20 protein-coding genes and 1 tRNA gene are annotated in these 23,945 nt (G+C 56.2%); 13 read left to right on the top strand and 8 right to left on the bottom strand.

Annotated elements, in window-relative coordinates; translation table 11 throughout:
* Positions 1-46: 46 nt before the first annotated feature.
* The gene (locus tag ABJ205_RS09585; protein WP_348160088.1) at positions 47-1,186 is read right to left on the bottom strand and encodes an acyl-CoA dehydrogenase family protein; all 1,140 of its coding nucleotides are present in this window, start codon (positions 1,184-1,186) and stop codon (positions 47-49) included.
* Positions 1,187-1,992: 806 nt separating this feature from the next.
* Positions 1,993-2,067, bottom strand: a tRNA-Thr gene (locus ABJ205_RS09580).
* A gap of 141 nt (positions 2,068-2,208) precedes the next feature.
* Between ABJ205_RS09580 and ABJ205_RS09575 the strand changes: the two genes are divergently transcribed.
* The 9 genes from ABJ205_RS09575 to ABJ205_RS09535 are packed head-to-tail and all read left to right on the top strand — an operon-like array spanning position 2,209 to position 10,130.
* Positions 2,209-2,355 (top strand): hypothetical protein, encoded by a 147-nt coding sequence (locus ABJ205_RS09575; RefSeq protein ID WP_348160090.1) that lies wholly within the window; start codon positions 2,209-2,211, stop codon positions 2,353-2,355.
* Between the two features lie 57 nt (positions 2,356-2,412).
* Positions 2,413-3,099, top strand: coding sequence for a 2,3-diphosphoglycerate-dependent phosphoglycerate mutase (gpmA, locus tag ABJ205_RS09570; RefSeq protein ID WP_348160092.1), 687 nt, complete (start codon positions 2,413-2,415; stop codon positions 3,097-3,099).
* Positions 3,100-3,594: a 5-(carboxyamino)imidazole ribonucleotide mutase gene (gene purE, locus ABJ205_RS09565; RefSeq protein ID WP_348160094.1), complete on the top strand. Its 495-nt coding sequence runs from the start codon at positions 3,100-3,102 to the stop codon at positions 3,592-3,594.
* Positions 3,591-4,664, top strand: a complete 1,074-nt coding sequence (locus ABJ205_RS09560) for a 5-(carboxyamino)imidazole ribonucleotide synthase (RefSeq protein ID WP_348160096.1) — start codon at positions 3,591-3,593, stop codon at positions 4,662-4,664. Before purE ends, ABJ205_RS09560 begins: the two co-directional genes overlap by 4 nt.
* Positions 4,665-4,669: 5 nt before the next feature.
* Complete coding sequence (locus ABJ205_RS09555; RefSeq protein ID WP_348160098.1) at positions 4,670-5,194, top strand: dihydrofolate reductase; 525 nt, start codon at positions 4,670-4,672, stop codon at positions 5,192-5,194.
* Positions 5,194-6,126, top strand: coding sequence for a bifunctional riboflavin kinase/FAD synthetase (locus ABJ205_RS09550; RefSeq protein WP_348160100.1), 933 nt, complete (start codon positions 5,194-5,196; stop codon positions 6,124-6,126). The genes ABJ205_RS09555 and ABJ205_RS09550 overlap by 1 nt, the downstream gene beginning before the upstream one ends.
* The gene (gene ileS / locus ABJ205_RS09545) at positions 6,126-9,185 is read left to right on the top strand and encodes an isoleucine--tRNA ligase (RefSeq protein ID WP_348160102.1); all 3,060 of its coding nucleotides are present in this window, start codon (positions 6,126-6,128) and stop codon (positions 9,183-9,185) included. The genes ABJ205_RS09550 and ileS overlap by 1 nt, the downstream gene beginning before the upstream one ends.
* Complete coding sequence (gene lspA, locus ABJ205_RS09540) at positions 9,178-9,720, top strand: signal peptidase II (RefSeq protein ID WP_348160103.1); 543 nt, start codon at positions 9,178-9,180, stop codon at positions 9,718-9,720. Before ileS ends, lspA begins: the two co-directional genes overlap by 8 nt.
* Positions 9,720-10,130, top strand: coding sequence for a DUF3035 domain-containing protein (locus tag ABJ205_RS09535; RefSeq protein WP_348160105.1), 411 nt, complete (start codon positions 9,720-9,722; stop codon positions 10,128-10,130). The genes lspA and ABJ205_RS09535 overlap by 1 nt, the downstream gene beginning before the upstream one ends.
* 100 nt (positions 10,131-10,230) lie before the next feature.
* Here ABJ205_RS09535 and ABJ205_RS09530 read toward each other — a convergent pair whose 3' ends face one another.
* Complete coding sequence (locus ABJ205_RS09530) at positions 10,231-11,538, bottom strand: hemolysin family protein (protein ID WP_348160107.1); 1,308 nt, start codon at positions 11,536-11,538, stop codon at positions 10,231-10,233.
* A 210-nt stretch (positions 11,539-11,748) separates the two neighbouring features.
* On the opposite strand from ABJ205_RS09530, the gene ABJ205_RS09525 reads away from it, so the two are divergent.
* Entirely contained in the window at positions 11,749-12,444 is a 696-nt protein-coding gene (locus tag ABJ205_RS09525) for an OmpA family protein (RefSeq protein ID WP_348160109.1), read from the top strand.
* A 54-nt stretch (positions 12,445-12,498) separates the two neighbouring features.
* Here the strand turns inward: ABJ205_RS09525 and ABJ205_RS09520 are convergent, their stop codons facing one another.
* Entirely contained in the window at positions 12,499-13,284 is a 786-nt protein-coding gene (locus ABJ205_RS09520; RefSeq protein ID WP_348160110.1) for a 3'(2'),5'-bisphosphate nucleotidase CysQ, read from the bottom strand.
* A gap of 127 nt (positions 13,285-13,411) precedes the next feature.
* On the opposite strand from ABJ205_RS09520, the gene sucC reads away from it, so the two are divergent.
* Positions 13,412-14,626, top strand: a complete 1,215-nt coding sequence (sucC, locus tag ABJ205_RS09515; RefSeq protein ID WP_348160112.1) for an ADP-forming succinate--CoA ligase subunit beta — start codon at positions 13,412-13,414, stop codon at positions 14,624-14,626.
* Between the two features lie 62 nt (positions 14,627-14,688).
* Here sucC and ABJ205_RS09510 read toward each other — a convergent pair whose 3' ends face one another.
* Positions 14,689-15,594 carry a DUF6265 family protein gene (locus ABJ205_RS09510; protein WP_348155294.1) on the bottom strand — a complete coding sequence of 302 codons (906 nt, stop codon included), beginning with the start codon at positions 15,592-15,594 and terminating at the stop codon, positions 14,689-14,691.
* Between the two features lie 196 nt (positions 15,595-15,790).
* Here ABJ205_RS09510 and ABJ205_RS09505 point away from each other — a divergent pair, with 196 nt between their 5' ends.
* Positions 15,791-16,537 (top strand): electron transfer flavoprotein subunit beta/FixA family protein, encoded by a 747-nt coding sequence (locus ABJ205_RS09505; protein ID WP_348155296.1) that lies wholly within the window; start codon positions 15,791-15,793, stop codon positions 16,535-16,537.
* A gap of 33 nt (positions 16,538-16,570) precedes the next feature.
* A complete protein-coding gene (locus ABJ205_RS09500) occupies positions 16,571-17,503 on the top strand; it encodes an electron transfer flavoprotein subunit alpha/FixB family protein (RefSeq protein ID WP_348155299.1) in 933 nt (310 codons plus the stop codon).
* Positions 17,504-17,594: 91 nt separating this feature from the next.
* Here the strand turns inward: ABJ205_RS09500 and ABJ205_RS09495 are convergent, their stop codons facing one another.
* From ABJ205_RS09495 to ABJ205_RS09485, 3 genes are all read right to left on the bottom strand, one after another.
* The gene (locus ABJ205_RS09495) at positions 17,595-18,899 is read right to left on the bottom strand and encodes a DUF445 domain-containing protein (RefSeq protein ID WP_348155301.1); all 1,305 of its coding nucleotides are present in this window, start codon (positions 18,897-18,899) and stop codon (positions 17,595-17,597) included.
* A 77-nt stretch (positions 18,900-18,976) separates the two neighbouring features.
* Positions 18,977-22,480, bottom strand: a complete 3,504-nt coding sequence (locus tag ABJ205_RS09490) for an efflux RND transporter permease subunit (RefSeq protein ID WP_348155303.1) — start codon at positions 22,478-22,480, stop codon at positions 18,977-18,979.
* A gap of 84 nt (positions 22,481-22,564) precedes the next feature.
* The gene (locus tag ABJ205_RS09485; protein ID WP_348510049.1) at positions 22,565-23,758 is read right to left on the bottom strand and encodes an efflux RND transporter periplasmic adaptor subunit; all 1,194 of its coding nucleotides are present in this window, start codon (positions 23,756-23,758) and stop codon (positions 22,565-22,567) included.
* Positions 23,759-23,945 lie beyond the last annotated feature (187 nt).

Raw genomic sequence — 23,945 nt, 5'->3', positions numbered from 1 at the left:
GCTTAGACGCAAGCACAAACTCGCGCCGTATGCGAATAGCGCGCATTTATCGCCGGGGAACATCCATGGAATTGCGCGCAATCACCATTCGGTGAACCTCTGATGGCCCATCATAAATGCGCATATTGCGAACGCGCCCAGCAAGGATATGGAGCGGCATTTCTTTCGTCACGCCCATTCCGCCAAGGCATTGCATAGCGTTGTCGATCACTTCCTGCGCCATCTCGCTGCAATAGACTTTGATCATTGAAATTTCAGAACGCACATCGCGCCCTTCATCCAATTTCCATGCGCAGTCATAGGCCATGAGGCGCGCTGCATGGATTTTCATTTTCGCATCGGCCACCCACCACTGCACCGCTTGGCGCGATGACAAAGGCTGACCAAAAGTCACACGCTGCGGGGCGTGTTCCGTCATAATGGAAAGCGCGCGTTCCGCGGCTCCTATGCACCATGCCGCCATCTGCATCCGCCGCGTGCCGAGACGCAATTGCATTGGCGCAAAACCCTCACCCTCACTGCCCAGCAGCTTCCAATCTTCGACCTCGCAATCTTCCAATGCGACTTCGTAAGTGTATTCGCCGCCCAGCATTGGAACCTGCTTCACTACATTAAAGCCGGGTGCGTCGCGGTCGACGAGGAAACATGACATACCGCCTGAACCCTTTGCCTCTGGATCGGTCCTGGCAAGCAGGATGGTGAAGTCCGCCTCTTTCGCCGAAGTAATCCAGATCTTGCGGCCGTTGATGATCCACTTATCACCCTTGAGCACAGCCTTGGTCGTCATGCCCGATGGATCAGCGCCCGCACCGGGTTCTGAAATCCCGATCGCCGACAAGGTGCCTTCGTTCACATGCGGTTCGAGATAGGCCTTGCGCTGCTGTTCATTCACATAGCCGGCAAGCATTTTAAGGTTCGGGCTGTCAGGTGGCAAATTATACTTCGCTACTGTGCTGCCCATGGCGATATTGACGCCGACGAGAGCCACATGGGGCAATCCCATGCCGCCAACTTCTTCCGGCGCATCAAGAGCCCATAAACCCATGTCTTTGGAAACTGTATCAAGACGCGCCTTTTCTTCCGCCGTGATATATCCGCCTTGGCCATTGGCATCGCGCTCCAACACGCCTGCTTCCAGAGGCATCAATTCATCGCGCACGAACCTTTGCACAAGGTCTTCGAGCATTTGGTACTCTTCGGGAAGTTCGAAATTGATGGCGGCACCTCTTGAACTGGATGTGTGGGCGCTTGGTATCGGCAAGGAGCCGTTCTGCAAAGACCTCAATTTGGTAAGGTCTGGCGCGAGCGTTGTAGGGCATATAACGCCGGTAGATATGAGATGGTGTCGCGATAATGATCGATAATCGGCGAAAATCGATAGCAAATTCGCGCGGATGTGAGTTCAAACCATTAGGTTTTTCCACTCAGCCAGTGCGGCTGAGCGGGCGGTCTTGTAAGTCTGCCTACCCTTTGGTTTAACGATCAGCGTATCGGCATGGCATCGATCAATTTGCTATTTGCGATTGGAGTGGGGGTTTTGGTAAGCGTTTAGGTCGAGAGTAAGGCCTAAGTTGCTGAAAACTAGAAGACACTGATAGTGGTTGACTGCATTGGAAAATATAGCCCTCTTAGTCCTTACCTGTTTTGCCATGAGTGGGACTGCAGAGCTCCGTCCGACCAGCGCGAAGCGCTGATTGAGCTTGGCTCCGCCGTCCGACTGCACAACGAACAGTTGATGATCGCTCTCGGCTTAGTGTGTAACCCCGATCCTCCTGAGCTCGTGGTAGAGACAAAGATCACCCAGCGTGGTCACGAGGTGAAACACGTTGACGTGGATGGCGTGCTTGTCCTTGCTCGCTCCAGATATCAATCAAGCTATTCGATACGGTCGGCAGCATCCTAGCCTTGCTGGACGGCATCTTCTGCGTCGCGGCGATCTTCCACTCGCATGGGATGAACTGGACGAACTGCTCGGATTTTCCTGAAAACGAATGGTGCTGCTGGAGAGAATTGAACTCTCGGCCTCACCCTTACCAAGGGTGCGCTCTACCACTGAGCTACAGCAGCTAACCGAGGCGCGCCTATCGTCAGATGGCCTCTGAAAGTCAACCATGAATGTCAAGCGGGGATGGCTATTGCAATGGCTGGGGCATTTGCTGCACCCGGCCCCTCTTGAGCAAAAGAGCCAGTAAGGGCAAAGCGTTCAATATGAGTGAAGACAAATCCAATGATTCATCGCGTGAAGACCGGTTGGCTGCAAAACTGCGTGAAAACCTGCGCCGAAGGAAGGCGCAAGGGCGACAAATGCGCGAATCGGACGCAGGAGACCTTCCCAATCACGGCACGGAAAGCTAACGACGCGTTCCTAACTTCTTGCCTTAATCCGTTGGGCCAACATCGCCCGGAGAAAACATGCCTAAACTCATTCTCGTCCGCCACGGTCAGAGCCAGTGGAACCTCGAAAACCGATTTACCGGTTGGTGGGATGTAGATCTCACCGAAAAAGGCGTCGCCGAAGCCAAGGCGGCAGGCGTCTTGATGCAGGAAAAAGATGTTCTGCCCACCGCCTGTTTCACATCGCTGCAAACCCGTGCGATCAAGACGCTGAACCTCGCTTTGGAAGAGGCAGGACGACTTTGGCTGCCAGTGATCAAAGATTGGCGCTTGAATGAACGCCATTATGGCGGACTCACCGGCCTCAACAAGCAAGAAACGCGTGACAAGCATGGGGACGAGCAGGTCCACATTTGGCGCCGCAGCTTTGATACACCGCCCCCTGCGATGGAGCTGGGAAGTGAATATGATCCGGGCGCAGATCCGCGCTATGACGGGATCGACGTGCCCAATACAGAAAGCCTGAAGCTTACGATTGAGCGGGTGCTCCCCTATTGGGAAAGCGACATTTTGCCAGTGCTTACCAGCGGTGAGACGGTCATCATCTCGGCTCACGGCAATTCCTTGCGCGCTTTGGTCAAACACCTCTCCCAAATCTCGGACGACGATATCACCGGGCTGGAGATTCCCACCGGTCAGCCGATTATCTATGACTTCGATGACAATATGGTGCCGGGCCAGCGGTATTATCTGAAGGACGCTTAAATGGGTAAAGTCGCCCCAAAAGTCGCAATCATCATGGGCAGCCAATCGGACTTTCCGACGATGGAAAAGGCCGCCGAAGTGCTCGCCGAGCTTGATGTTGAGCACGACATTCAAATTGTGTCGGCGCACCGCACACCAGACCGCATGTACAGCTTCGCCAAGGGCGCAGCAGATGAAGGCTTCGATGTTATCATCGCCGGTGCTGGTGGTGCCGCGCATTTGCCCGGAATGGTTGCGGCGATGACGCATTTGCCCGTGCTGGGCGTGCCCGTTCAATCCAAAGCCTTGTCGGGCTGGGACAGTCTTCTTTCAATCGCGCAAATGCCCGGCGGCGTGCCTGTTGGTACTCTTGCAATTGGTGAGGCAGGCGCAAAGAATGCCGGATTATTGGCGGCAAGCATTCTTGCGCTTCAAGATGAAGCATTGTCACAGCGGCTTCAGGACTGGCGCGGAGCGCGCACCGCCGACGTAACAGAGCGGCCGGTGGCGCAATGAGCTCGCTCAAGCCCGGATCAACGATAGGCATTCTTGGCGGCGGCCAATTGGGGCGCATGCTGGCTCAATCGGCGGTCCAGCTTGGCTACCGCGCGGTTTGCTATGCGCCTCCCGGTGACAATATCGCGGCCGATGTTTGCGTCGATCACTTCGAAAATGGTTGGGGCGATAAAGCAGCGCTCGCGGCATTCGCAGCCAAGTGCGATGTCATCACTTGGGAATTTGAGAACGTGCCTTTGTCTGTTCTCGATGCACTCCCCGCTGAACGCGTCGTTCCCGGCAAACGGGCCCTAGAAATCGCGCAAGATCGCCTCAATGAAAAGCTCTTCGTCGAAGAGCTGGGGGCAACCTGCGCTCCGCACATGCGGGTCGATAATGAAGACGACCTCAAAAGAGCTGCCGACCGAGTTGGCACGCCCGGCATCCTAAAAACCGCGCGCGATGGCTATGATGGCAAAGGGCAATGGCGCATCGCGTCGGCGCATGAGGCCGGAGGCATCCGTTTTCCGGGCCGCACTTGCATTTACGAAGGGCTGGTCGAGTTCGAGACTGAATTTTCCGTCATTTTGGTGCGCTCGAAAGACGGCGCAGTGAAATATTGGGATTCAACGTCGAACAGACATGAGGGCGGGATGCTTGTGCGCTCTGCCCTTCCCGCAGGCAAATTGATCGAAGCCCAGGTTGAGGAGGCGCGCGACATTGCCGGTCAGACCGCTGATGCACTTGGTTATGTGGGCGTGCTCACGCTAGAGTTTTTCGCAACCAAGCAGGGCCCGATTTTCAATGAAATGGCTCCCCGGGTTCACAATTCGGGGCATTGGACGATTGAAGGCGCGGCCACCAGCCAATTTGAAAACCACATTCGCGCGGTGGCAGGTCTCCCATTGGGCGGGACTGAAACCCGCTTTGCCCAGATTGAGATGCGCAACATCGTGGGCGAAGATGCTCTTGCCGCACACCAAATCCTCGCCGAAGAAGGCGAACCGCACTTGCATCTCTACGGCAAAAAAGAAGCGCGTGAGGGCCGTAAGATGGGCCATGTTACCCGCGTCTCGAACTCTGCCGATTGAGCGCGATGGCTTCGCACGATATCTTCCTTATTTACGCGCGTGCAGCCAATGGCACGATTGGGTTTAAAAACCGTCTGCCATGGCACATCCCCGCCGATTTCAAGCGGTTCAAAGCGATGACCATGGGCCAAGAGGGATTTGGCGTTCCTATGATTATGGGACGCAAGACGTTTGAAAGCCTGCCCGGCCTTCTTCCCGGTCGCAGACACATCGTACTGACCCGCCATGACGATTGGGACAGCGAAGGCGCAGAGGTCGTGCACTCTGTCGATGAAGCTCTGACAGCCGCGCGCTCTGGGAATGATACTGGCGAAATCGCGGTTGTCGGCGGCTCGGCGATCTATGATGTCTTTCGCCCTTTGGCAGCCCGCATCGAAGTCACGGAGGTTCACGCTGACTACAAAGGCGATGTGTTTATGAAACCGCTTGGGGATGAGTGGGCCGAGGTGGCGCGCGAAGACCACGAAGCCGATGGCGACAAGCCCGCTTTTTCGTTTGTGACCTATACCCACACTGAAAGCGAGGGCTGATGCGCTGGCTCGATCACCGGGAAGATGTGACCCAAGCTCTGCGCGGCGCAATAATCGCGCTGGGCAATTTTGATGGCTTTCATAAAGGGCATCAGGCCGTCGCGGGCGAAGCGATTCGCTGGGCGCAGGAAGAGGGTCGCCCCTCGATCATCGCCACATTCGACCCGCATCCAGTGCGCCATTTCAAACCCGATGTGCCGCCCTTTCGTCTGACCACATTGGAGCAGCGCCAAGAGCTTTACCTTGAAGCAGGCGCGACCGCGATGCTGGTCTTCCATTTTGATGCAGAGCTATCCGGGACCAGTGCCGAGGATTTCGTCACCGAGATTCTGATCAAGCGTTTCGGCGCGCATGGCGTCGTCACAGGCGGCGATTTTAGCTTTGGCAAGAAGGCGCTCGGCAATGTGGAGCTGCTGCAAACCTTTGGCGCTGAACATGGGCTCCAATCGCGCGTGGTAGAAGCGGTGGAGGAAGAAGGCGTTATTTCCTCCAGCCGCATTCGCGATGCTCTGCGTGATGGCGATCCTCAGCTTGCAGCCTCGCTCCTCACCCGGCCTTTTGCGATCCGGGGCATTGTCGAACATGGCGATAAGAATGGGCGCAAGCTTGGCTATCCCACCGCAAACCTTGCGATCGACACCTATTTGCGCCCCAAATACGGCGTTTATGCTGTGACGGGCACAGTGCTTTCCACCGGAGAGACGCTTAAAGGCGCAGCAAATATCGGCATCCGCCCTCAGTTTGAGCCGCCCAAGGAACTGCTTGAACCCTATTTCTTCGACTTTTCTGGCAACCTTTATGGCCAAGAGATCGAGGTCGCTTTTCACCATTTCCTGCGCGGCGAGGCGAAGTTTGACAGCCTCGAAGATTTGATCGTTCAGATGGAGAAGGATTGCGCCGAGGCCCGCCGCCTATTAAGCGCGCTTCCATAATGACAGACGACACAGCAAAACGCGACTATAAAGACACCGTCTTCCTGCCGAAGACGCCGTTCCCAATGAAAGCTGGCCTTCCGCAGAAGGAGCCGGGCATTGAGGCGCGCTGGCGCGAGATTGATCTGTACCGCAAATTGCGCGAGGCGCGCGCTGGCCGTGAAAAGTTTATTCTTCACGATGGCCCCCCTTACGCCAATGGCGATATGCATATCGGCCACGCGCTGAACCATATCCTTAAAGATACGGTGTGCCGCACGCAGAACCTTATGGGCAAAGATGCGCCTTATGTGCCGGGCTGGGATTGCCACGGCCTTCCGATTGAGTGGAAGGTTGAAGAGCAATATCGCAAGAAGAAGAAGAACAAGGACGAGGTTCCAGCGAAGGAATTTCGCGCCGAATGCCGCGCTTACGCTCAAAAGTGGGTCGACACCCAGCGCGAGCAGCTGAAGCGCCTTGGCATTATGGGCGATTGGGACAATCCCTATCTCACCATGGATGCGTCTGCCGAGGCGACAATTGTTGCTGAGCTTTGCAAATTTGCGGAAAGCGGCAATCTTTATCGCGGGTCAAAGCCGATCATGTGGTCGCCGGTGGAGAAGACCGCGCTGGCCGAGGCTGAGGTTGAGTATGAAGACCTGACCGACAGCCCGCAGATTGATGTTGCGTTTGAGATCACCGAAAGCCCGATTGAAGAGCTCGTCGGTGCGCACGCCGTGATCTGGACTACGACGCCGTGGACGATTCCGGTGAACCAAGCTTTGGCTTACGGGCCGGATGTTGAGTACGAAATCGTTGAGGCGTGTCCGTATTTCTCGAATCCTTACCTTACCCCAGAACAATCTGCTGCCATAGAGAAGCGCTTGGTCGAGCATCTACCATGGATGTCCGGAAGTCGACGGCTCTTGGTTGCCAAGGACCTCGGAGAAGCCGTCGCTTCGCGTCTGACTAAGGCTGCCGCTGCAGTCGACGTATCTGACCTTGGTCTAGAAAAGGTTGGCATTGTCTTAGACTATCCAGGTACAGGGCCAAATCTCTACGTCAAAGGCTTCGAGCTAGCCGGCACCAAGGCCCGCCACCCGATGCACCATTTGGGCGGGTTCTACGCCGCCCCACGCCCCTTCCTCGAAGGCGATTTTGTCACCACCGATTCAGGCACCGGCCTTGTCCATATGGCGCCCGACCACGGTGAGGACGATTTTGACCTGTGCAAAGCCAACGGCCTCAATCCCGTTTTCGCGGTGATGGACGATGGGCGTTACCGCGACGATTGGCTGTGGCTGGGCGCGGATGACAAGGACGAAGATGGCAAAGAACGCCGCCGCTCTGTCATCAACAAACCGTTCAACTCACCCGAAGGCCCGATCTGCTCGGACCTGCGCGAAGCAGGCGCGCTGCTTTCGGCAAGCGCCGACTATGCGCACTCCTACCCGCACTCATGGCGTTCAAAAGCCAAGGTGATCTATCGCTGCACGCCGCAATGGTTCGTGCCGATGGATAAAGAGCTAGAGCCTGTTCCCGGTGCCAAACCCTCTGCTCTGCATGACATGAGCCTTGAGGATATTGAGGCGGCAGCGAAAGACGGCGCGGCCCTTGGGCAGGCTCAGGACGAACGGGACACTTTGAGAACCCGCGCCATGGCGGAGATCGACCGGGTCGAATTTATCCCGCCCAAAGGCGAAAACCGATTGGGCTCTATGGTCGAAGGACGGCCCGATTGGGTGCTCTCACGCCAACGTGCATGGGGTGTGCCCATCACCCTGTTCGTGCGCCCAGACGGCACGTATCTGCAAGACCCGGAAGTGAACGCGCGCGTTGTCGCAGCGATTGCCGAGGCAGGCGTCGATGCTTGGGAAGAGGCGCGCAAGGCTGAATTCCTTGGCGATGCGCATAATCCGGACGAGTTCGAGATGGTCACAGACATTCTCGATGTCTGGTTCGATAGCGGCTGCACCCATTCCTTTGTGCTGGAATCGGGGCGCTGGCCGGACCTCCAATGGCCCGCCAACCTCTACCTCGAAGGTTCAGACCAACACCGCGGTTGGTTCCAATCCTCGCTTTTGCAAAGCTGCTCGACGCGAGGCCGCGCGCCTTACGATCAAGTCCTCACCCACGGCTTCACCATGGACGCCAAGGGCAAGAAGATGTCGAAATCGCTCGGCAATACAGTCAGCCCGCTCAAAATCATGGAGCAAACGGGCGCGGACATCATCCGCCTGTGGGCGCTAAGCGTGGATTACACCGAGGATCACCGGATCGGCGATGAAATCCTCAAAGGCGTAGGCGACCAATATCGCCGCCTTCGCAACACATTCCGTTATCTGCTTGGCGCGCTGGACGGCTTTATCGGCGATATGGGTGATGGGGGCGAAATCCCTGAGCTGGAACTCTATGTCCTCTCGCTTTTGTCGGAGTTAGACGCGAAGCTCAAAAAGGCCGCGACCGAATACGACTTCAACACTTACACCCGCCTGTTGGTGGACTTTTGCAACGAAGACCTTTCCGCCTTCTACTTCGATATTCGCAAAGACACGCTCTATTGCGATGGCGATGATAGTACGGCGCGCAATGCCTATCGCACAGTGCTCGACCTCTTGTTCCACGCGCTTGTCCGCTATGCCGCGCCGGTTCTGGTCTTTACGTCTGAAGAAGTGTGGCAAACCCGCTACCCCGAAGACGGCGAGCAAGAGGGCAGCGTTCACCTGCTCGAATGGCCGAGCGTACCCCAAGTCCCCGCCGACCGCGCCAAGTGGGAAAGCTTGCGCGCACTTCGTGAACGGGTAACCGAGGCAATCGAACCGCTGCGCCGCGAAAAGGTGATCCGCTCCAGCAATGAGGCGGTCGTCACCGTTCCCGCGTCGGCCGTGCCCGAGGGCGTCACCGACGAACAGCTTGCCGAATTGTTCATCACGGGGACAGTCACACGTTCTAGTGAAGGCGGCGAAGTGACCGTGACCAAATCATCCGATAACAAATGCGGCCGTTGCTGGCGCCTGCTGCCCGATGTGGCAGCGGATGGCGATCTGTGCGGACGCTGTGCGGAGGTGGTTGGTGAGTAACCTTTTCACCCGCAACCGCCTGATTGGGTTTAGTTTTGCGGTGTTCATCGCTGCGATTGACCAGTTGGTGAAATGGTATGTGATCGGCCCGTTGAACCTGCGCAATGTGCGCAATATCGAACTCCTGCCGTTCTTCGATCTGACCTATGTCGAGAACCGCGGCATTTCCTTGGGCATGCTGCAAGCGACCAATATGGAGATGCGGTGGTTGCTTGTCGGGATGACCGCACTTATCGGGCTGGTCGTGCTCGTTTGGATGATGCGCGAGAAGATCCTCGGTGACATTCTAGGCCTCTCGCTCATCCTTGGGGGCGCGATTGGCAATATTTATGATCGCTATGTATTTGGCTATGTGATCGACTATGCTGACCTTCACGTTCAAGTGTCTGGGGCAACATTTCGACCCTTTCTTATTTTCAATATCGCCGATGCAGCTATTACCATCGGCGTTGTAATCATCCTTGCGCGAAGCCTCTTCGTGCGCGAAAAGGATGACGAGACGGAGGCCGCAGAGCCTCAAGCGGAGAATTCATAATGCGTAACGTAAAGACCGCCATTCTTCTTGTGTCCGGCAGCGCCATGCTCGCCGCTTGCGGGGGCAGCGGAATTTTCAACCGTGACCGTCCCGATGAATTTGCTGTGCAGCGCCAAGCGCCGCTCGTGATTCCGCCTGACTTCACATTGACGCCGCCTGCACCTGGCGCGCCGCGCGCCGCAGAGGGCACAGCGCAAGAGCAAGCGCTCGACGCATTGTTCGGCGGTCCGGCTCCTCGCAGCGACATTGAGACCAGTGCGCTCGACCGGGCAGGAGCTGCTGCTCCCAGCATCCGTTCTTTGATCGGCGATGAAGGCACTAATACAGTCGCCAAAGGCCGCGTGACCCGCGACATTATCGCAGCGCCCGAAGGCGACGGCCAAAACGCCAGCACGGTAATTCCTAGCTAATTTGGGTACGCTCACCCATCTGGGTGAGCATTCTCGCTAGACGGGCAGGCAAGCTGCGGGCGGCCACTTGGCCTGGCGGCGCCGGGCGCCGTTTGAGGCGCTAGACACCCTCATCGGGTAATTTGCGCACCAAGATCTTATCGATCCGGCGGTTGTCCATTTCTGTGACTGTGAACTCCCATCCTTGATCGGTGAATTGGTCACCGGCTGCTGGAAGGCGTTTGAGCACATAGAGCACATAGCCAGCCGCCGTGCCGAACTCGCGATCCTCGCCATAAGTAAGGCCCAAACGGTCCGAAAGGCCATTGGCAGAAAGCGTGCCTGAGATCAGGATTGAACCATCTGAGCATTCAATCACCTCGGGCGTATCGCCCTCATCCTGATCGCTTAGGAAGGTACCGGCAATCGCAGTCAGCAGATCGACCGGGGTCACAACGCCTTCGAAATGCCCGTACTCATCATGGACCAGCGCCATCGCGATTTCGGCTGATTGCAGCACACGAAGAGCGTCCATTGCGTCCAATTGATCGGGAACGACCTCGGCCTTGTGCATCATATCGCGGACATTGACCGGGTCACCCGCAACCATTGCGGCTAATAGCTCGCGCACTTTAACAACGCCCAGAATGCTGTCGGGCGAACCCTCTGCCACAGGCAAAAGCGAATGGGGGCTATCCTCAATTACCTTTTGAATAGCCAAAATATCAGCATCTGCGTCTAACCAATCGAGCTCGGTACGCGGGGTCATAAGCTCGCGCACGGGACGTTCTGCCAAACGCACAACGCCGGTCAGGATTTGATGTTGGTCCTGTTCAATAACGCCCGAACGGGTCGCATCGGCAAAGATCATCTGCAGTTCTTCTGCGGTTACAGAAGACCCGCCGCCCGAGCGGATGCCAAACAGGCGAATGATCCCAGCAGACGAGCTATCAAGCAGCCACACAAGCGGCGCGGCAATCGCCGCCAGCATCGCCATAGGGCGCGCCATAACAACGGCAATCCTAACCGCAGCGCGCAAGGCCAATTGCTTAGGCACAAGCTCGCCCACCACAACGCTGAGATAGGTTGTGAGGGCGATCACCGTTACAAAGGCAACTTCGCCCGACATATCCGCTGGAACACCCAAGAGAGCCAAACGCTCACCCACAGGCGTCTCAAGGCTCGCCCCGGAATAGGCGCCGGTGATAATCGCGATCAAAGTGATGCCGATCTGAACCGTCGACAGGAACTTGCCCGGGTCTGCTGCCAGTTCCAGAGCTGTGCGTGCGCCAGCCGACCCCTCTTCCGCCTTTGTTTGAAGGCGGCTGGTCTTGGCTGAGACAATGGCAAGCTCGGACATGGCAAAAACGCCATTGAGCAAAATCAGCCCAAAGATGATGAAGAGTTCGGTCCAGGGAAAAGGTGTCACGCCTACAGCGCTAGCATAATTCTCACGGGTTGCCAGTCCTTGACGTCACCTATCGCAAGCATCCACGCATCTGTTCAGCCTATCGCAAGTCGAACAGGGTCAGGGAGAGGCTCTGATGCGATCAACGATGTAAATTCCCGAAACGGGCGGCTAGCGCTCGAAACCCCACAGGGTATAGTATGCGGAAATACATCGCGATGGGAGGATGATATGACTGTTTCACGCATTTTGCTTTCGAGCACCGCAGCAATTGCATTACTTGGCACAAGCGCCTGTGTGACCGACCCCAATACTGGCGAACAAAAAGTGTCGCGCACAGGGATCGGCGCTGTGGCTGGCGGCGTTCTGGGTACCGTATTGGGCGGCGTTATTGGCGGCGACGCAGCACGCATCATCGGCGCAGGGATCGGCGGTTCAGCTGGCGCGTTGATCGGCAAACGCTTCGACGATCAAATCCGCGAACTTGACGAGGAGCTCGAGGGGACCGGTGTTGATGTTGAAGAAGTCGGCGATCAGGACGCAATTCTTGTGCGGCTGCCCGACGGCGTGACGTTTGCACGCGGCTCAGCTGATATCAATCCGGGTTTCTACAGCTCGCTCGACGCTATCGCGAATAGCATGGTGCAATACCCGAACAGCCTCGTCGATGTGTACGGCTTTACCGACACAACAGGTTCTGATGCGTTGAACCAGCGCCTGTCAGAACAGCGCGCCGAGGCTGTCGCCAATTATCTTGCAGCTCGCGGTGTAGCCCGCAGCCGGTTTGCAACGCGCGGTTACGGCGAAAGCTACGACTTCCTTCGCGTGAAAACTGCTGATGGTGTGGATGAGCCGTTGAACCGCCGGGTTGAGATCAAGATTATCCCGATCAGCCAAGATCAAGTGCAAGAAGCACGCGCCCAATAATTTGGCAGCGTGAAGAGGTTTAAGGGCCGTGCGATGGCGCGGCTCCTAAACATTCTATTTGTTCTGTTTGAGCATCTCTGCCCGTTCAGCGATTCGCGCAACGGCATCGGAGTGAATAGCAGGCGCACTTACCAGAACACCAAAATCGCGCGGATCGCGTTTATTGTAAGCAAGCGGTTTGCCAAATGCATCGGTGACACGTGCGCCAGCCTCGCGCGCAATCAACGCGGCGGCGCCAATATCCCACTCAAAGCCCCAACGTAATGTGGCGACCAGATCCGCCTGATTATTGGCAACCATCGCGATTCTCAGCGCAATCGAATTGGGCTTCTCGACAACCACCAAGTCCGAATCAGCGCTCGGCAGCTGATCGATTGGAACACGCGCGCCAGAGAATTCTTGGCGACTGCTCGCAATCAAGGGGATGTCATTCAACGTGGCCCCGCGAGCTGCAACAGAGAACCACTCTTCCTTGCGGGCTGGTGCGCTAAGCATACCGATAAGCGGCTTGCCCGCGCTAACGAGTGCCACAGACACCGCCCAACCTTTGCGCCCTTTAACGAAATCGCGGGTTCCATCGATTGGATCGACAAGCCAGATAAGATCCTGACCCACTCGAACAGGGTCATCGATGGATTCTTCAGAAAGCCATGCCGCACTTGGAAGCAGTCTTGCCAACTCGCGGCGCAGGAATTTGTCGACCGCAAGATCAGCCTCGCTCACCGGATCGCCAGGTTTTTTCTCCCACGAATCAAGTTCATGTCCTGCGCCGGGCCAACGGGCATAGGCCATGCGCCCCGCTTCTCGGACAATCTCTTGAAACTGGTTTTGATCGATCATTGAGCGTGTTTCCTGCCTTGCTCCCTCGTGCTCGCACTTTGAGTACTTTTCAAGTGGACCAAACCATGCTTAGGCCATGTGCAAACAGCTTTTGTTACTGGATTAACACCAAAGGGATCATGCTCTCATGAATGTCCATGAATATCAGGCCAAGGAACTGCTTAAAGAACACGGGATTGCCATTCCCGCTGGCCACGCTGCACTAACGGTAGAAGAAGCCGTTGAAGGTGCGAAGAAACTCCCCGGTCCGCTTTACGTTGTGAAAGCGCAAATCCACGCAGGCGGCCGTGGTAAGGGTAAATTCAAAGAACTTCCTGAAGACGCAAAAGGCGGCGTTCGCCTCGCCTTTTCGCTTGATGAGGTGGAAAGCCACGCAAAAGAAATGCTCGGCAACACTCTGGTGACAATCCAGACCGGCGCAGAAGGCAAGCAAGTGAACCGCCTCTATGTCACCGACGGCGTCGACATTGAGAGCGAATATTACCTTGCAATGCTCGTGGACCGCGCGACGGGCCGCGTTGCTATGGTGGCATCAACTGAAGGCGGCATGGACATCGAAGATGTTGCCCATGAAACGCCTGAAAAGATCACCACGATCACGATTGACCCTGCGCAAGGCTTTATGCCGCACCACGCACGCTCGGTTGCATTTGCGCTTGGCCTTACCGGTGACCTCAACAAGCAGTGTCAGAAACTGGCAAAGCAGCTTTATGCAGCTTTCACCGCAAGCGATTGCGACATGCTTGAAATCAACCCGCTGGTTGAAACCGAGAAAGACGCGGACGGCAATGCATCACTCCTCGTGCTCGACACGAAGATGAGCTTCGATTCAAACGCCCTTTATCGCCACCCAGCGATCGAAGAGATGCGCGACGAAACCGAAGAAGATCCCGCAGAAGTCGAAGCATCCGAATATGATCTTGCCTACATCAAACTTGATGGAAACATCGGCTGTATGGTGAACGGCGCTGGCCTTGCGATGGCGACGATGGATATCATCAAGCTCAACGGCGCATTCCCGGCAAACTTCCTCGACGTAGGCGGCGGCGCTACAACCGAGAAAGTGACGGCGGCATTCAAAATCATCCTCAAAGACCCTGCGGTTGAAGGCATCCTCGTCAACATCTTTGGCGGCATTATGAAATGCGACATCATCGCCAATGGCGTTGTTCAGGCAGCCAAGGACGTAAACCTTCAGGTTCCACTGGTGGTTCGCCTTGAAGGTACCAATGTTGAGGCGGGCAAGGAAATCCTTGCAAGCTCCGGCCTTGCGATTGTGCCCGCGGATGACCTTGGCGATGCCGCTAAGAAGATCGTCGCTGAGGTGAAGAAGGCAGCTTAAGCCTTTTCGCCACCGGTTTTTAGTAAGGCCGCACCGGATAATTCCGGGGCGGCCTTCTTTGTTTAGCGCGCCGTGCTGGGCTCTGGCAAAATTGGGGGACTGCTGTCCATGAAAGTCAGCCAGTGTTGCCAGACGGTATGTGTACGCCTTTGCGTCAACTTATTGCTGCACAAGACATTTTCGAGCACACGGATTGAGCCGTTGCCGTACGATTCATAGACTGCGCTGCACTCAGCGTCTCGATATTCGCGGAATGCGGCCTCACTCTTATCAATGGCCTCCACTAAATCGGGATCGTCACCATGGCGAGCCTTTGCAGACTCCAGATAGGCAGCATGGCGCTGCTCGATAAGGGCGCCCTTTTCTAAGAAACACTGCTCCAATCCGCGCATAGTCAGGTCCGCGCAGTCATCATCGGCAAATCCCGAATGTTGTGATCGCGTCTGCCCTTTGAACCGGAACACCAACTCCTCGCCAGACTGCATCCGCACCGCCGCGACCAGTCCTTCTCCCGGCCTATCCGCGTGCGCGCACCGCAAGGTTAGCGCGTTGAAATAGGCGGCGCATTCTTCAAGCGCGACAAGACGGAAGGTTAGCATGTCGTCCTTCTCCTCCCACCCAGTGAGATCGGCGTTGAAGTGCTTGAGCCGCAGCACCACAGTGCCCTCTTCTTCCATCAGATACATATGCTCAGTGAACATGATGGCGCCCTCGGTGGTCTCTTGGACAAAGGTGCCGACCATCGTGGGTCCGGTTGGTGGCAACCAGCTCTCCATCGCAGGGGCATCTTGAATACCCTCGCCCACCCATTGGCCGACCAGCCAGTCCATCTGCGCAAGGCTTGCCGGAGGCGATTCGAAACCCTCCTCGCCAAGGTGTGTTTCAGCCTTTGACCCGTGCGCGAGCGCTGTTCCCGCCAACAAAGTTGCGAACGCAGTCGCCCCCAAAACTCTCACAATTGCAAACATTGCAGTCCTCCCGTTCAATAGGGTCGCCCTAGCGCAACTAAAGCGCAATCTCTGGATGCAGAGGGTTGACGTAGCAAAGACGTATCGCGAGACCCAGACTCGACAAAAGCACTAAAGAATCCAGCCTGCCCCAACTTGACGTTTACGTAAACGCAAGTTAGGGCGCGCCTAAGAGTTTAGACAGGAAGGAAAACCCATGAAAATCCTCGTCCCCGTCAAACGGGTGATCGACTATAACGTCAAACCGCGGGTTAAGGCCGATGGCACAGGCGTTGATCTTGCCAATGTCAAAATGAGCATGAACCCATTTGACGAAATTGCTGTCGAAGAAGCGATCCGCATCAAAGAAGCGGGCAAAGCGGAAGAAATCATCGCTGTTTCTGTGGGCCCTGCAAAGGCTCAAGAAACCCTGCGTACTGCGCTCGCCATGGGCGCTGACCGTGCGATCCTCGTTGAAACCGACGAGGAAGTTGAACCTCTCGCAGTTGCCAAAATCCTCAAAGCCATCGCTGACGAAGAGCAGCCCGGCCTTGTGGTCCTTGGTAAGCAGTCGATTTCTGACGACAGCAACCAAACGGGTCAAATGCTCGCCGCCCTTATGAACCGTCCGCAAGGCACATTTGCCAACACGGTCGAAGTCGACGGCGATGCGGTCATTGTTAAGCGTGAAATTGATGGCGGCCTTGAAACGGTGAAACTCACCATGCCAGCGATTGTCACCACCGACCTTCGTTTGAACGAGCCGCGTTATGCTTCGCTTCCCAACATCATGAAGGCTAAGAAGAAGCCTTTGGATGCGAAGACGCCTGCCGACTACGGCGTAGATATTGCTCCGCGTCTCACCACCACCAATGTGGCTGAACCCCCCGTTCGCCAAGCTGGTGAAAAGGTCGAGGACGTCGCCGCTCTCGTCGCCAAGATTAAGGATCTGGGGATCGCTTAAGCGGCCCAGCATTTAGGAAAAGGACGAACAATCATGAACACTCTGGTTCTGGTCGAACACGACAATGCATCGGTAGGCGATGCAACGCTTGCAGTGGTAACTGCGGCTGCCAAACTTGGTGAAGTCACGGCTCTGGTCGCAGGCTCAAACTGCGGCGGCGCAGCAGATGCGGCGGCGAAAATCGCTGGCGTTTCGAAAGTGCTCAAAGCCGACGATGCAGCTTACGGCGAAGGTCTCGCCGAGAACGTCGCCCCTCTCGTGGCTGGCATTATGGCTGACTATGACGCGCTGCTCGCGCCTGCGACGACCTCTGGCAAGAACATCGCACCGCGCGTCGCAGCTCAGCTCGACGTGATGCAAATCTCGGACATTCTCTCGGTCGAGGGTCCAAAGACCTTCACCCGTCCGATCTACGCAGGCAATGCGATCGCAACCGTCGAAAGCTCGGATGCGAAACTCGTCATCACCGTTCGCGGGACTGCCTTTGAAAAGGCAGCGACCGAAGGCGGTTCGGCTTCTGTTGAAGACGCAAGCGGCGGCGGCGATGCTGGCATCTCAACCTTCGTAAGCCGCGAAGTTGCCGACGGCGGCGACCGTCCAGAGCTGACCGCTGCTAAGGTCATCGTATCTGGCGGACGCGCACTCAAGGATAGCGAGACTTTCGAACAGGTGATCAACCCGCTTGCTGACAAGCTGGGCGCAGCCATCGGCGCGTCACGCGCAGCGGTTGACGCAGGTTATGTGCCTAACGACTATCAAGTCGGCCAAACGGGCAAGATCGTGGCTCCTGAAGTCTACATCGCCATCGGCATCTCTGGCGCGATCCAACACCTTGCCGGCATGAAAGATTCCAAAGTCATCATCGCGATCAACAAGGACGAAGATGCACCAATCTTCCAAGTCGCGGACATTGGTCTTGTCGCGGACCTCTTTAATGCAGTTCCGGAGTTGACCGGGGCGCTTTAAACCGTCGTAGTTTTAAAACGAAAGGCCTCGGCGTACCCTCGCCGGGGCCTTCTTCTTTTGCGGGATATGCAGCTTGGGTAAGCGTTCAGCGCTAAAGAAAACTCACAATAAAATGCAGCGTCATGCCGACAAGGCCGCCGACAATCGTGCCGTTGACGCGGATGAATTGCAGATCGCGGCCAACCGCGCTTTCGATGCGGCCTGTGATTGTGGTCGCATCCCAGCGCTTTACCGTCTCTGACACAAGGGTCACGATTTCACTGCCATAGCGCGTGGCAATGCCAACCGCCGTGCGGCGAGCGAAACGGTTGATCTGTGTCTGCAACCGCGCGTCCTGTTTCAATGCCTCGCCCAAGTCAGACAGCCCCACCCGCATGTCATTGCCAAGTTCACTATTGGGATCGCGGGCGCGCCGGATCATCGATTGACGAATGCGTTCCCACACACCCATCCACCATTCAGCAACCGCGGGGTTTTCCAGAAGATCATTCTTCATATCCTCGACCCGTTGGCGGGTTTCCGGATCGTTGCGCAGGTCATTGGCAAGCTCTTTCAAGCCCTCTTCGATTTTGCCGCGCAATGGGTGCTCTGGATCGACCAATACTTCTGCAAGAAGTTTGTAGAGACCATCGAGCACGTTCGAAGAAATGGTCTTATCAAGACCTGCCCAGCGCATGACGCCATTCACACGTTCGTGAATGATGGTGCGAACGGTTTCTTCATTGTCCTCAAGCGTCAGGCCAGCCCAGCGGACAAACCCGTTGATCAAAGGCATGTGCCGCTGATCGGCCATGGTGTTTTCGAGCATCCGGCCAGCAAGCGGCGACACTTCAATCTTCGAGAGTTGGCGACCGAGGCCAGAGCGCACCTGATTGCCCAAACGATCCGGATCGAGCGATTCGAGGACTTCGGCTAGCAGCTCGGCTGCACCTCCCGTGATGCGGGAGCGAGTGTCTGCGCCCTCGTCCTGCGGACTAACCGCGAAAAAATCACCGATTGCGCGCGCCACATTCATACCCGCCATGCGTCTCGCGACCACAGCAGGGGTCAGGAAATTCTCCCGCAGGAATTGCGCCATCGTGTCCGCAATGCGGTCCTTGTTGGAAGGGATGATCGCTGTATGCGGTATAGGAAGGCCGAGCGGGTGACGGAAAAGAGCCGTCACCGCAAACCAATCGGCCAATCCGCCAACCATTGCCGCTTCGGCAAAAGCGTTGACATAGCCCCAGGCCGGGTGTGCAGACACGCTGCCGTGGCTAAGGCCGTGGGTTGTGAAAAACAACGCGCCCATCGCGACAAGCAGGCCCGTCGCCGTCCAACGCATACGCCGCGCACGGTCGACGCCCAGCGGTTCTCCGCCAAATTTCAGCGGGATGGAGCTTTGTATATCAGCCATAGACCCATTCTTTGTGCCCGCTCTCACACCCTCTGAAAAGACCAAAGGCACGCGAGGCTTGGGGCAAAAGGCGCCGCTTACTCAGCAGGCTGTGCTCCCGGAGGCGGGATTTGCGGCTTAGACTGGGCTGGCGCTGGAACGGGCGGCTCAAGCACTGGTTGACCGTCATCACCCGGCTTATAGGTGAGCAGCGTCTTACGTAGCCATGGGCCCACACGCTTCTCCACACCATCAGCCAAACTAAAGCCAGCAGGCACGATTAGAAGTGTGAGCAAGGTCGACAAGACCAGTCCGCCAATCACCACAATGCCCATTGGCTGACGCCAAGCGCCATCACCAGCGAGCGAGAGCGACGTTGGAACCATACCCGCAGTCATAGCAACAGTGGTCATCACAATCGGTTGAGCACGTTTGTGTCCGGCTTCCATAATGGCCTCCAGTTTCTGCGTACCCCTCTCCATCTCCTCAATTGCGAAATCAATTAGAAGAATCGAGTTCTTGGACACAATCCCAAGCAATAGCAGCGTGCCGATATAGACCGGCATCGATTGCGGCATACCAACCAACCAGATCAGCAAGATGCCGCCAAGCGGTGCCAGCGCCAATGACGTCATATTCACCAGCGGGCTCATCAAACGCTTATAGAGAAGGACCAAACAAGCAAACACAAGCAGCACACCAGAAAAGATCGCAACCATGAGGTTGCTCATCAGCTCTTCCTGGATCTCATCCTGCCCCACCGCGTCCTGAATCACGCCTTGAGGCAAGTTTTGCAGTGTCGGCAGAGCCTGTATCTGCTCTTGTGCTGTCCCTCTCAGAACACCGCTGGCAAGGTCTGCGCCGATAAGCACGCGGCGGTTTTGATTATAGCGCTGAATTGAGGTTGGACCCGACCCAAACTCAACCGTTGCAACGCGCGATAGCGGAACCGTTCCGCCTGTCGACGTTTGAATCGGCAAATTTTCGATTGTGGTCAGCCTACTGCGCGCATCTTCGCCAAGCTTCACATTGATCGGGATTTGACGATCAGACAGCGAGAATTTCGCTGCATTTTGTTCGATCTCGCCAAGGGTCGCAATCCGGACCGCTTGACCCAGAGCAAGCGTCGACACGCCTAATTCTGCGGCCAATTGCTCGTTTGGCGTGATAATGATTTCCGGACGGCGAAGATCAGCGCCGATGCGCGGCGCAACAATCGTGTTGAGCCCCTTCATCTCTTCGACGATCTGGGTCGCTGTTTCATTCAAGAGGACCGGATCGGAGCCAGCAAGCATAACCGTCATGTCGCGCCCCGAACCGCCGCCGCCGAATGATTCGGCGACGAAACGAACGCGCGCGTCCGCAACCGTGTTTAGAACCGGCGCCATCTCGCGTTGGAACACAATCGAAGTGCGTTCGCGATCCTCTTTAAGCGTCACATAGATGGTCGCTTGGCCAATTCGGATGCGTTCAAGCGTAAGTTCGACTTCTTGTTCTGCCATAAGAAGGGCAGTCACTTGGTCGACGATGCGCTTAGTTCCCTCAAGCGTGGTGCCTGGCACCATCTCAATCGCAATTTCCGCATTCGTATCATCAATGTCAGGTTGGAATTGACCTGGAACAGTTCCGAACAGGACCACAGTCACCAAAAGTGACATCCAACCCATGCCCAGCATCCAAACGCGGTGATCACGGAAACGGGCAGTGAGGTAGCGCATAGATTGACGCAGGCGTGAACCGGTGCCGGCAAACAGCTCAAGGAATTTAAGTGTTAGCCATGCCGCCACGCCGGAGACGAAAGTGGCACACACAAGCTGCGCCACTTCGAACACTTTTGAGATGGCCTTGAAGGTAAATCCATATTGGTCATCTGAAAACAGTCCTGCCACCTGAGAGTGGAGCCCGATTTTGCCAATAACGTCCCAAAGGGCAAAAAGCACAAGGGCGGGCACGGCCAACATGAGCACGGAGGCAAGGATAAGAGAAATTACGTAAAAGAAGCGCCGCCGCGGGCCTTCGACATTGGATCGAAGCGCTCTCATAGTGCTCGTATCAAGGGTCCATTCGAGCACGCGCAGATAGCGTTCCATCCACTTGCCGCCGCCATGGTCTGCATGACCTTTGGCAGAGAGAAAATAGGCGGCCATCAAAGGGGTGATCATCCGCGCAACCGCAAGCGACATTAGCACTGCGACCACCACGGTCAGGCCAAAGTTTTGGAAGAATTGCCCAGAGATGCCCGGCATGAGGCCAACGGGAAGGAAGACCGCGACGATACAAAAACTGGTCGCAACCACCGGAAGTCCGATCTCATCGGCGGCATCAATACTCGCCTGGTAGGCGGTTTTGCCCATTCGCATGTGCCTGACTATGTTCTCGATCTCCACGATCGCATCGTCCACCAGAACACCCGCCACTAGACCAAGGGCCAGCAAGGACAAGAAGTTCAGGTTGAACCCAAGCAAATCCATAAAGAAGAAGGTCGGGATAGCCGAGAGCGGAATGGCGACCGCGCTGATAAAGGTCGCGCGCCAATCGCGCAGGAATAAAAACACCACTACAACCGCAAGAACCGCGCCCTCAATCAGGGCCTGCATTGAGCTTGCATATTGGCTTTTGGTGTACTTGACTGTGTTGAACAGCTCGATGAATTTGAGGTCGGGATTGGCAGCCTCGATCTCAGCGATGATCTCTTGGGCATCTTCGTAGACAGTGACATCTGACGCGCCCTTTGCGCGGCTCATGAAGAAATTGACAACTTCCTTATCGCCTACCTCACTGATTGAAGTGCGATCCGAGTGACCGTCGCGAACACGTGCGACATCCGCTAGCCGGATCGTGCGCCCATTGCCCAACTGAATCTGGCGCTGGGAAAGCTCATAGGCTGTTTCGTTATTACCCAGAACACGCAATGATTGGCGCGTCCCGCCCACTTCGGCCAATCCCCCGGCCGCGTTCACATTGCTTTGGCGGAGAACGCCGTTGATCTGCGATGCGGTGACACCGAACGCCTGCATTTTGGCCGGATCCAATATCACTTCGATCGCGCGATCGACTCCTCCAAAACGGCCAGCTTCAGCCATGCCGGACACATCGAGCAAACGTTTGGCGACAGTATCGTCGATGAACCAGCTCAACTGCTCAATGGTCATATCATTGGCTTGAACCGCGTAAATTCCGAGGAAACCGCCAGCGACTTCCTGTTTGTTTACGCGCGGCTCTTGAATGCCATCGGGCAGGCTGCCTCGAATGCGGTCCACAGCATTCTTCACCTCGGACACAACCACGTTGGGATCGGTCCCGACCTCAAATTCGACAAAGGTGTTTGAAGAGCCCTCGCTGGCAGTCGAAGAAATCTGTTTCACCCCATTGATCGAACGCACAGCGCTTTCAACCTGCTGGGTAATCTGGTTCTCAATCTCGCTTGGCGCAGCGCCGGGTTGAGAGATATTAACCGTCACCGCCGGAAATTCAATGTCCGGATTGTTGGTGATGTCCATGTTCACAAAGCTCACCATCCCTGCAAACAGCAGAGCGGTAAACATGACCAAAGGGATCACCGGGTTGCGGATCGACCAGGCCGAGAGATTACGGAAGTTCATGGGTTTCCTGCCTGCCTTTGTTCTAGGTGGCGCAGCGATGAAGGGTAATTAGACATACGGCTTATACACTCCATCAAATGCCAATCAGCTCTCTTCACGCCGTGGGCTGACGGTTTCGCCCGGATTGAGGAAACCACCAGCGCGCAAGACAATCGCTTCCGTGCCTGTCAGGCCCTCGGTGATTGCGATACCGTCAGCTGTGACCATCCCGGTCACAACAGGTGTACGGGTCGCCTTATTTTCTTCATTAACAACATAGACATAACTGCCCTCATCGTCTGCAAGAACAGCACTTTCAGGCAAGACGGTTGCGGTGACCGTTCCACTGCTGATGATGGCTGTTGCAAAACCGCCGGGGCGAAGTTCGGGTTGATACGACAACGCAATACGCGCCGTTCCTTGACGGGTTTGCGGATTGACCACTGGCGCAAGCTGCCACACTTGACCCTCGAAACTCTTGTCAGAACCTGCCGGCACAACACTTGCTGAAACGCCGGTTGAAAGTGTTGCAAGCTGCGTTTCGCTGATGTCCGCAAGCATTTCGAATTCACCGCCACGTGCAATTGTGAACAACGCGCCAGAGCCTGCGCCCACAGTTTGGCCCGGTTCAACGTTGCGCTCAAGGACATAGCCTGATGCTGGCGAAGTGACATTCAACCGCGCGTTACGGGCGCGAAGCTCAGCCAATTGCGCTTCTGCCACTTCAATGCGAGCCATTGCCGAATCTCTTGTTGCGGTAAGACGGTCAATCTCCGCTGTCGAAATAAAGCCGCGCTCAACCAGTTGAAGCGCGCGGTCAAGATTGGACTGCGCCAACTGAGCGTCTGCACGCGCAACACCGATTTGCGCTTCTTGCGCAGCGGCTTGTTGGGTTTGAACAGAACGATCGATAATCGCAAGAACTTGGCCCTGACCAACCCAATCGCCTGCATCAACCCGAACGGAGAGAACCTGCCCCCCCTCGCCCACCACGCCAACTGGCATAGGACGCCGCGCCTCAATGGTGCCCGGCGCCTCAACTCGGCCGTTTACGGTGGTTTTCCCAGGCGCAATCACGGTGACGACTGGCGCTTGCGCATTGTCATCGCCTGTGCTCACCGGCTCATCATCTGTCAGCGCGAGATATGCGGCAATTACCAAGAGAAACGCCAAAAGCACGCCTCCGGCAATCAACAGTTTACGGCTGATCGAGGAACCTTGTTGCTCGTGATACTGCTCCAGAGCGTCGGCCGGATTGCCTTCCGTTTCCTCAGCAGTGACGGTGGTCGCGTAATTCATGCCATTTGCCTTCTAGCGGTGAAGCTTGCGGACGGAGAATCCACACTTATTCAACACAGGGTGTATTATAGACATAACTCACCCCCTTGCAATCCCTCTTAGCTATAGCAAGAAAAAGGGCAATCCGTATCTCGACCGATGACTTTAGGTCTAGACGAAAGTCGTCAGTGAGCCATTGCAGTTATCA

It is taken from the genome of Erythrobacter sp. (genome assembly GCF_039988855.1).
GTDB lineage: Bacteria > Pseudomonadota > Alphaproteobacteria > Sphingomonadales > Sphingomonadaceae > Erythrobacter.
The sequence above is the reverse complement of the archived record's forward strand: the minus strand, read 5'-3'. Positions and strand labels throughout refer to the sequence as shown.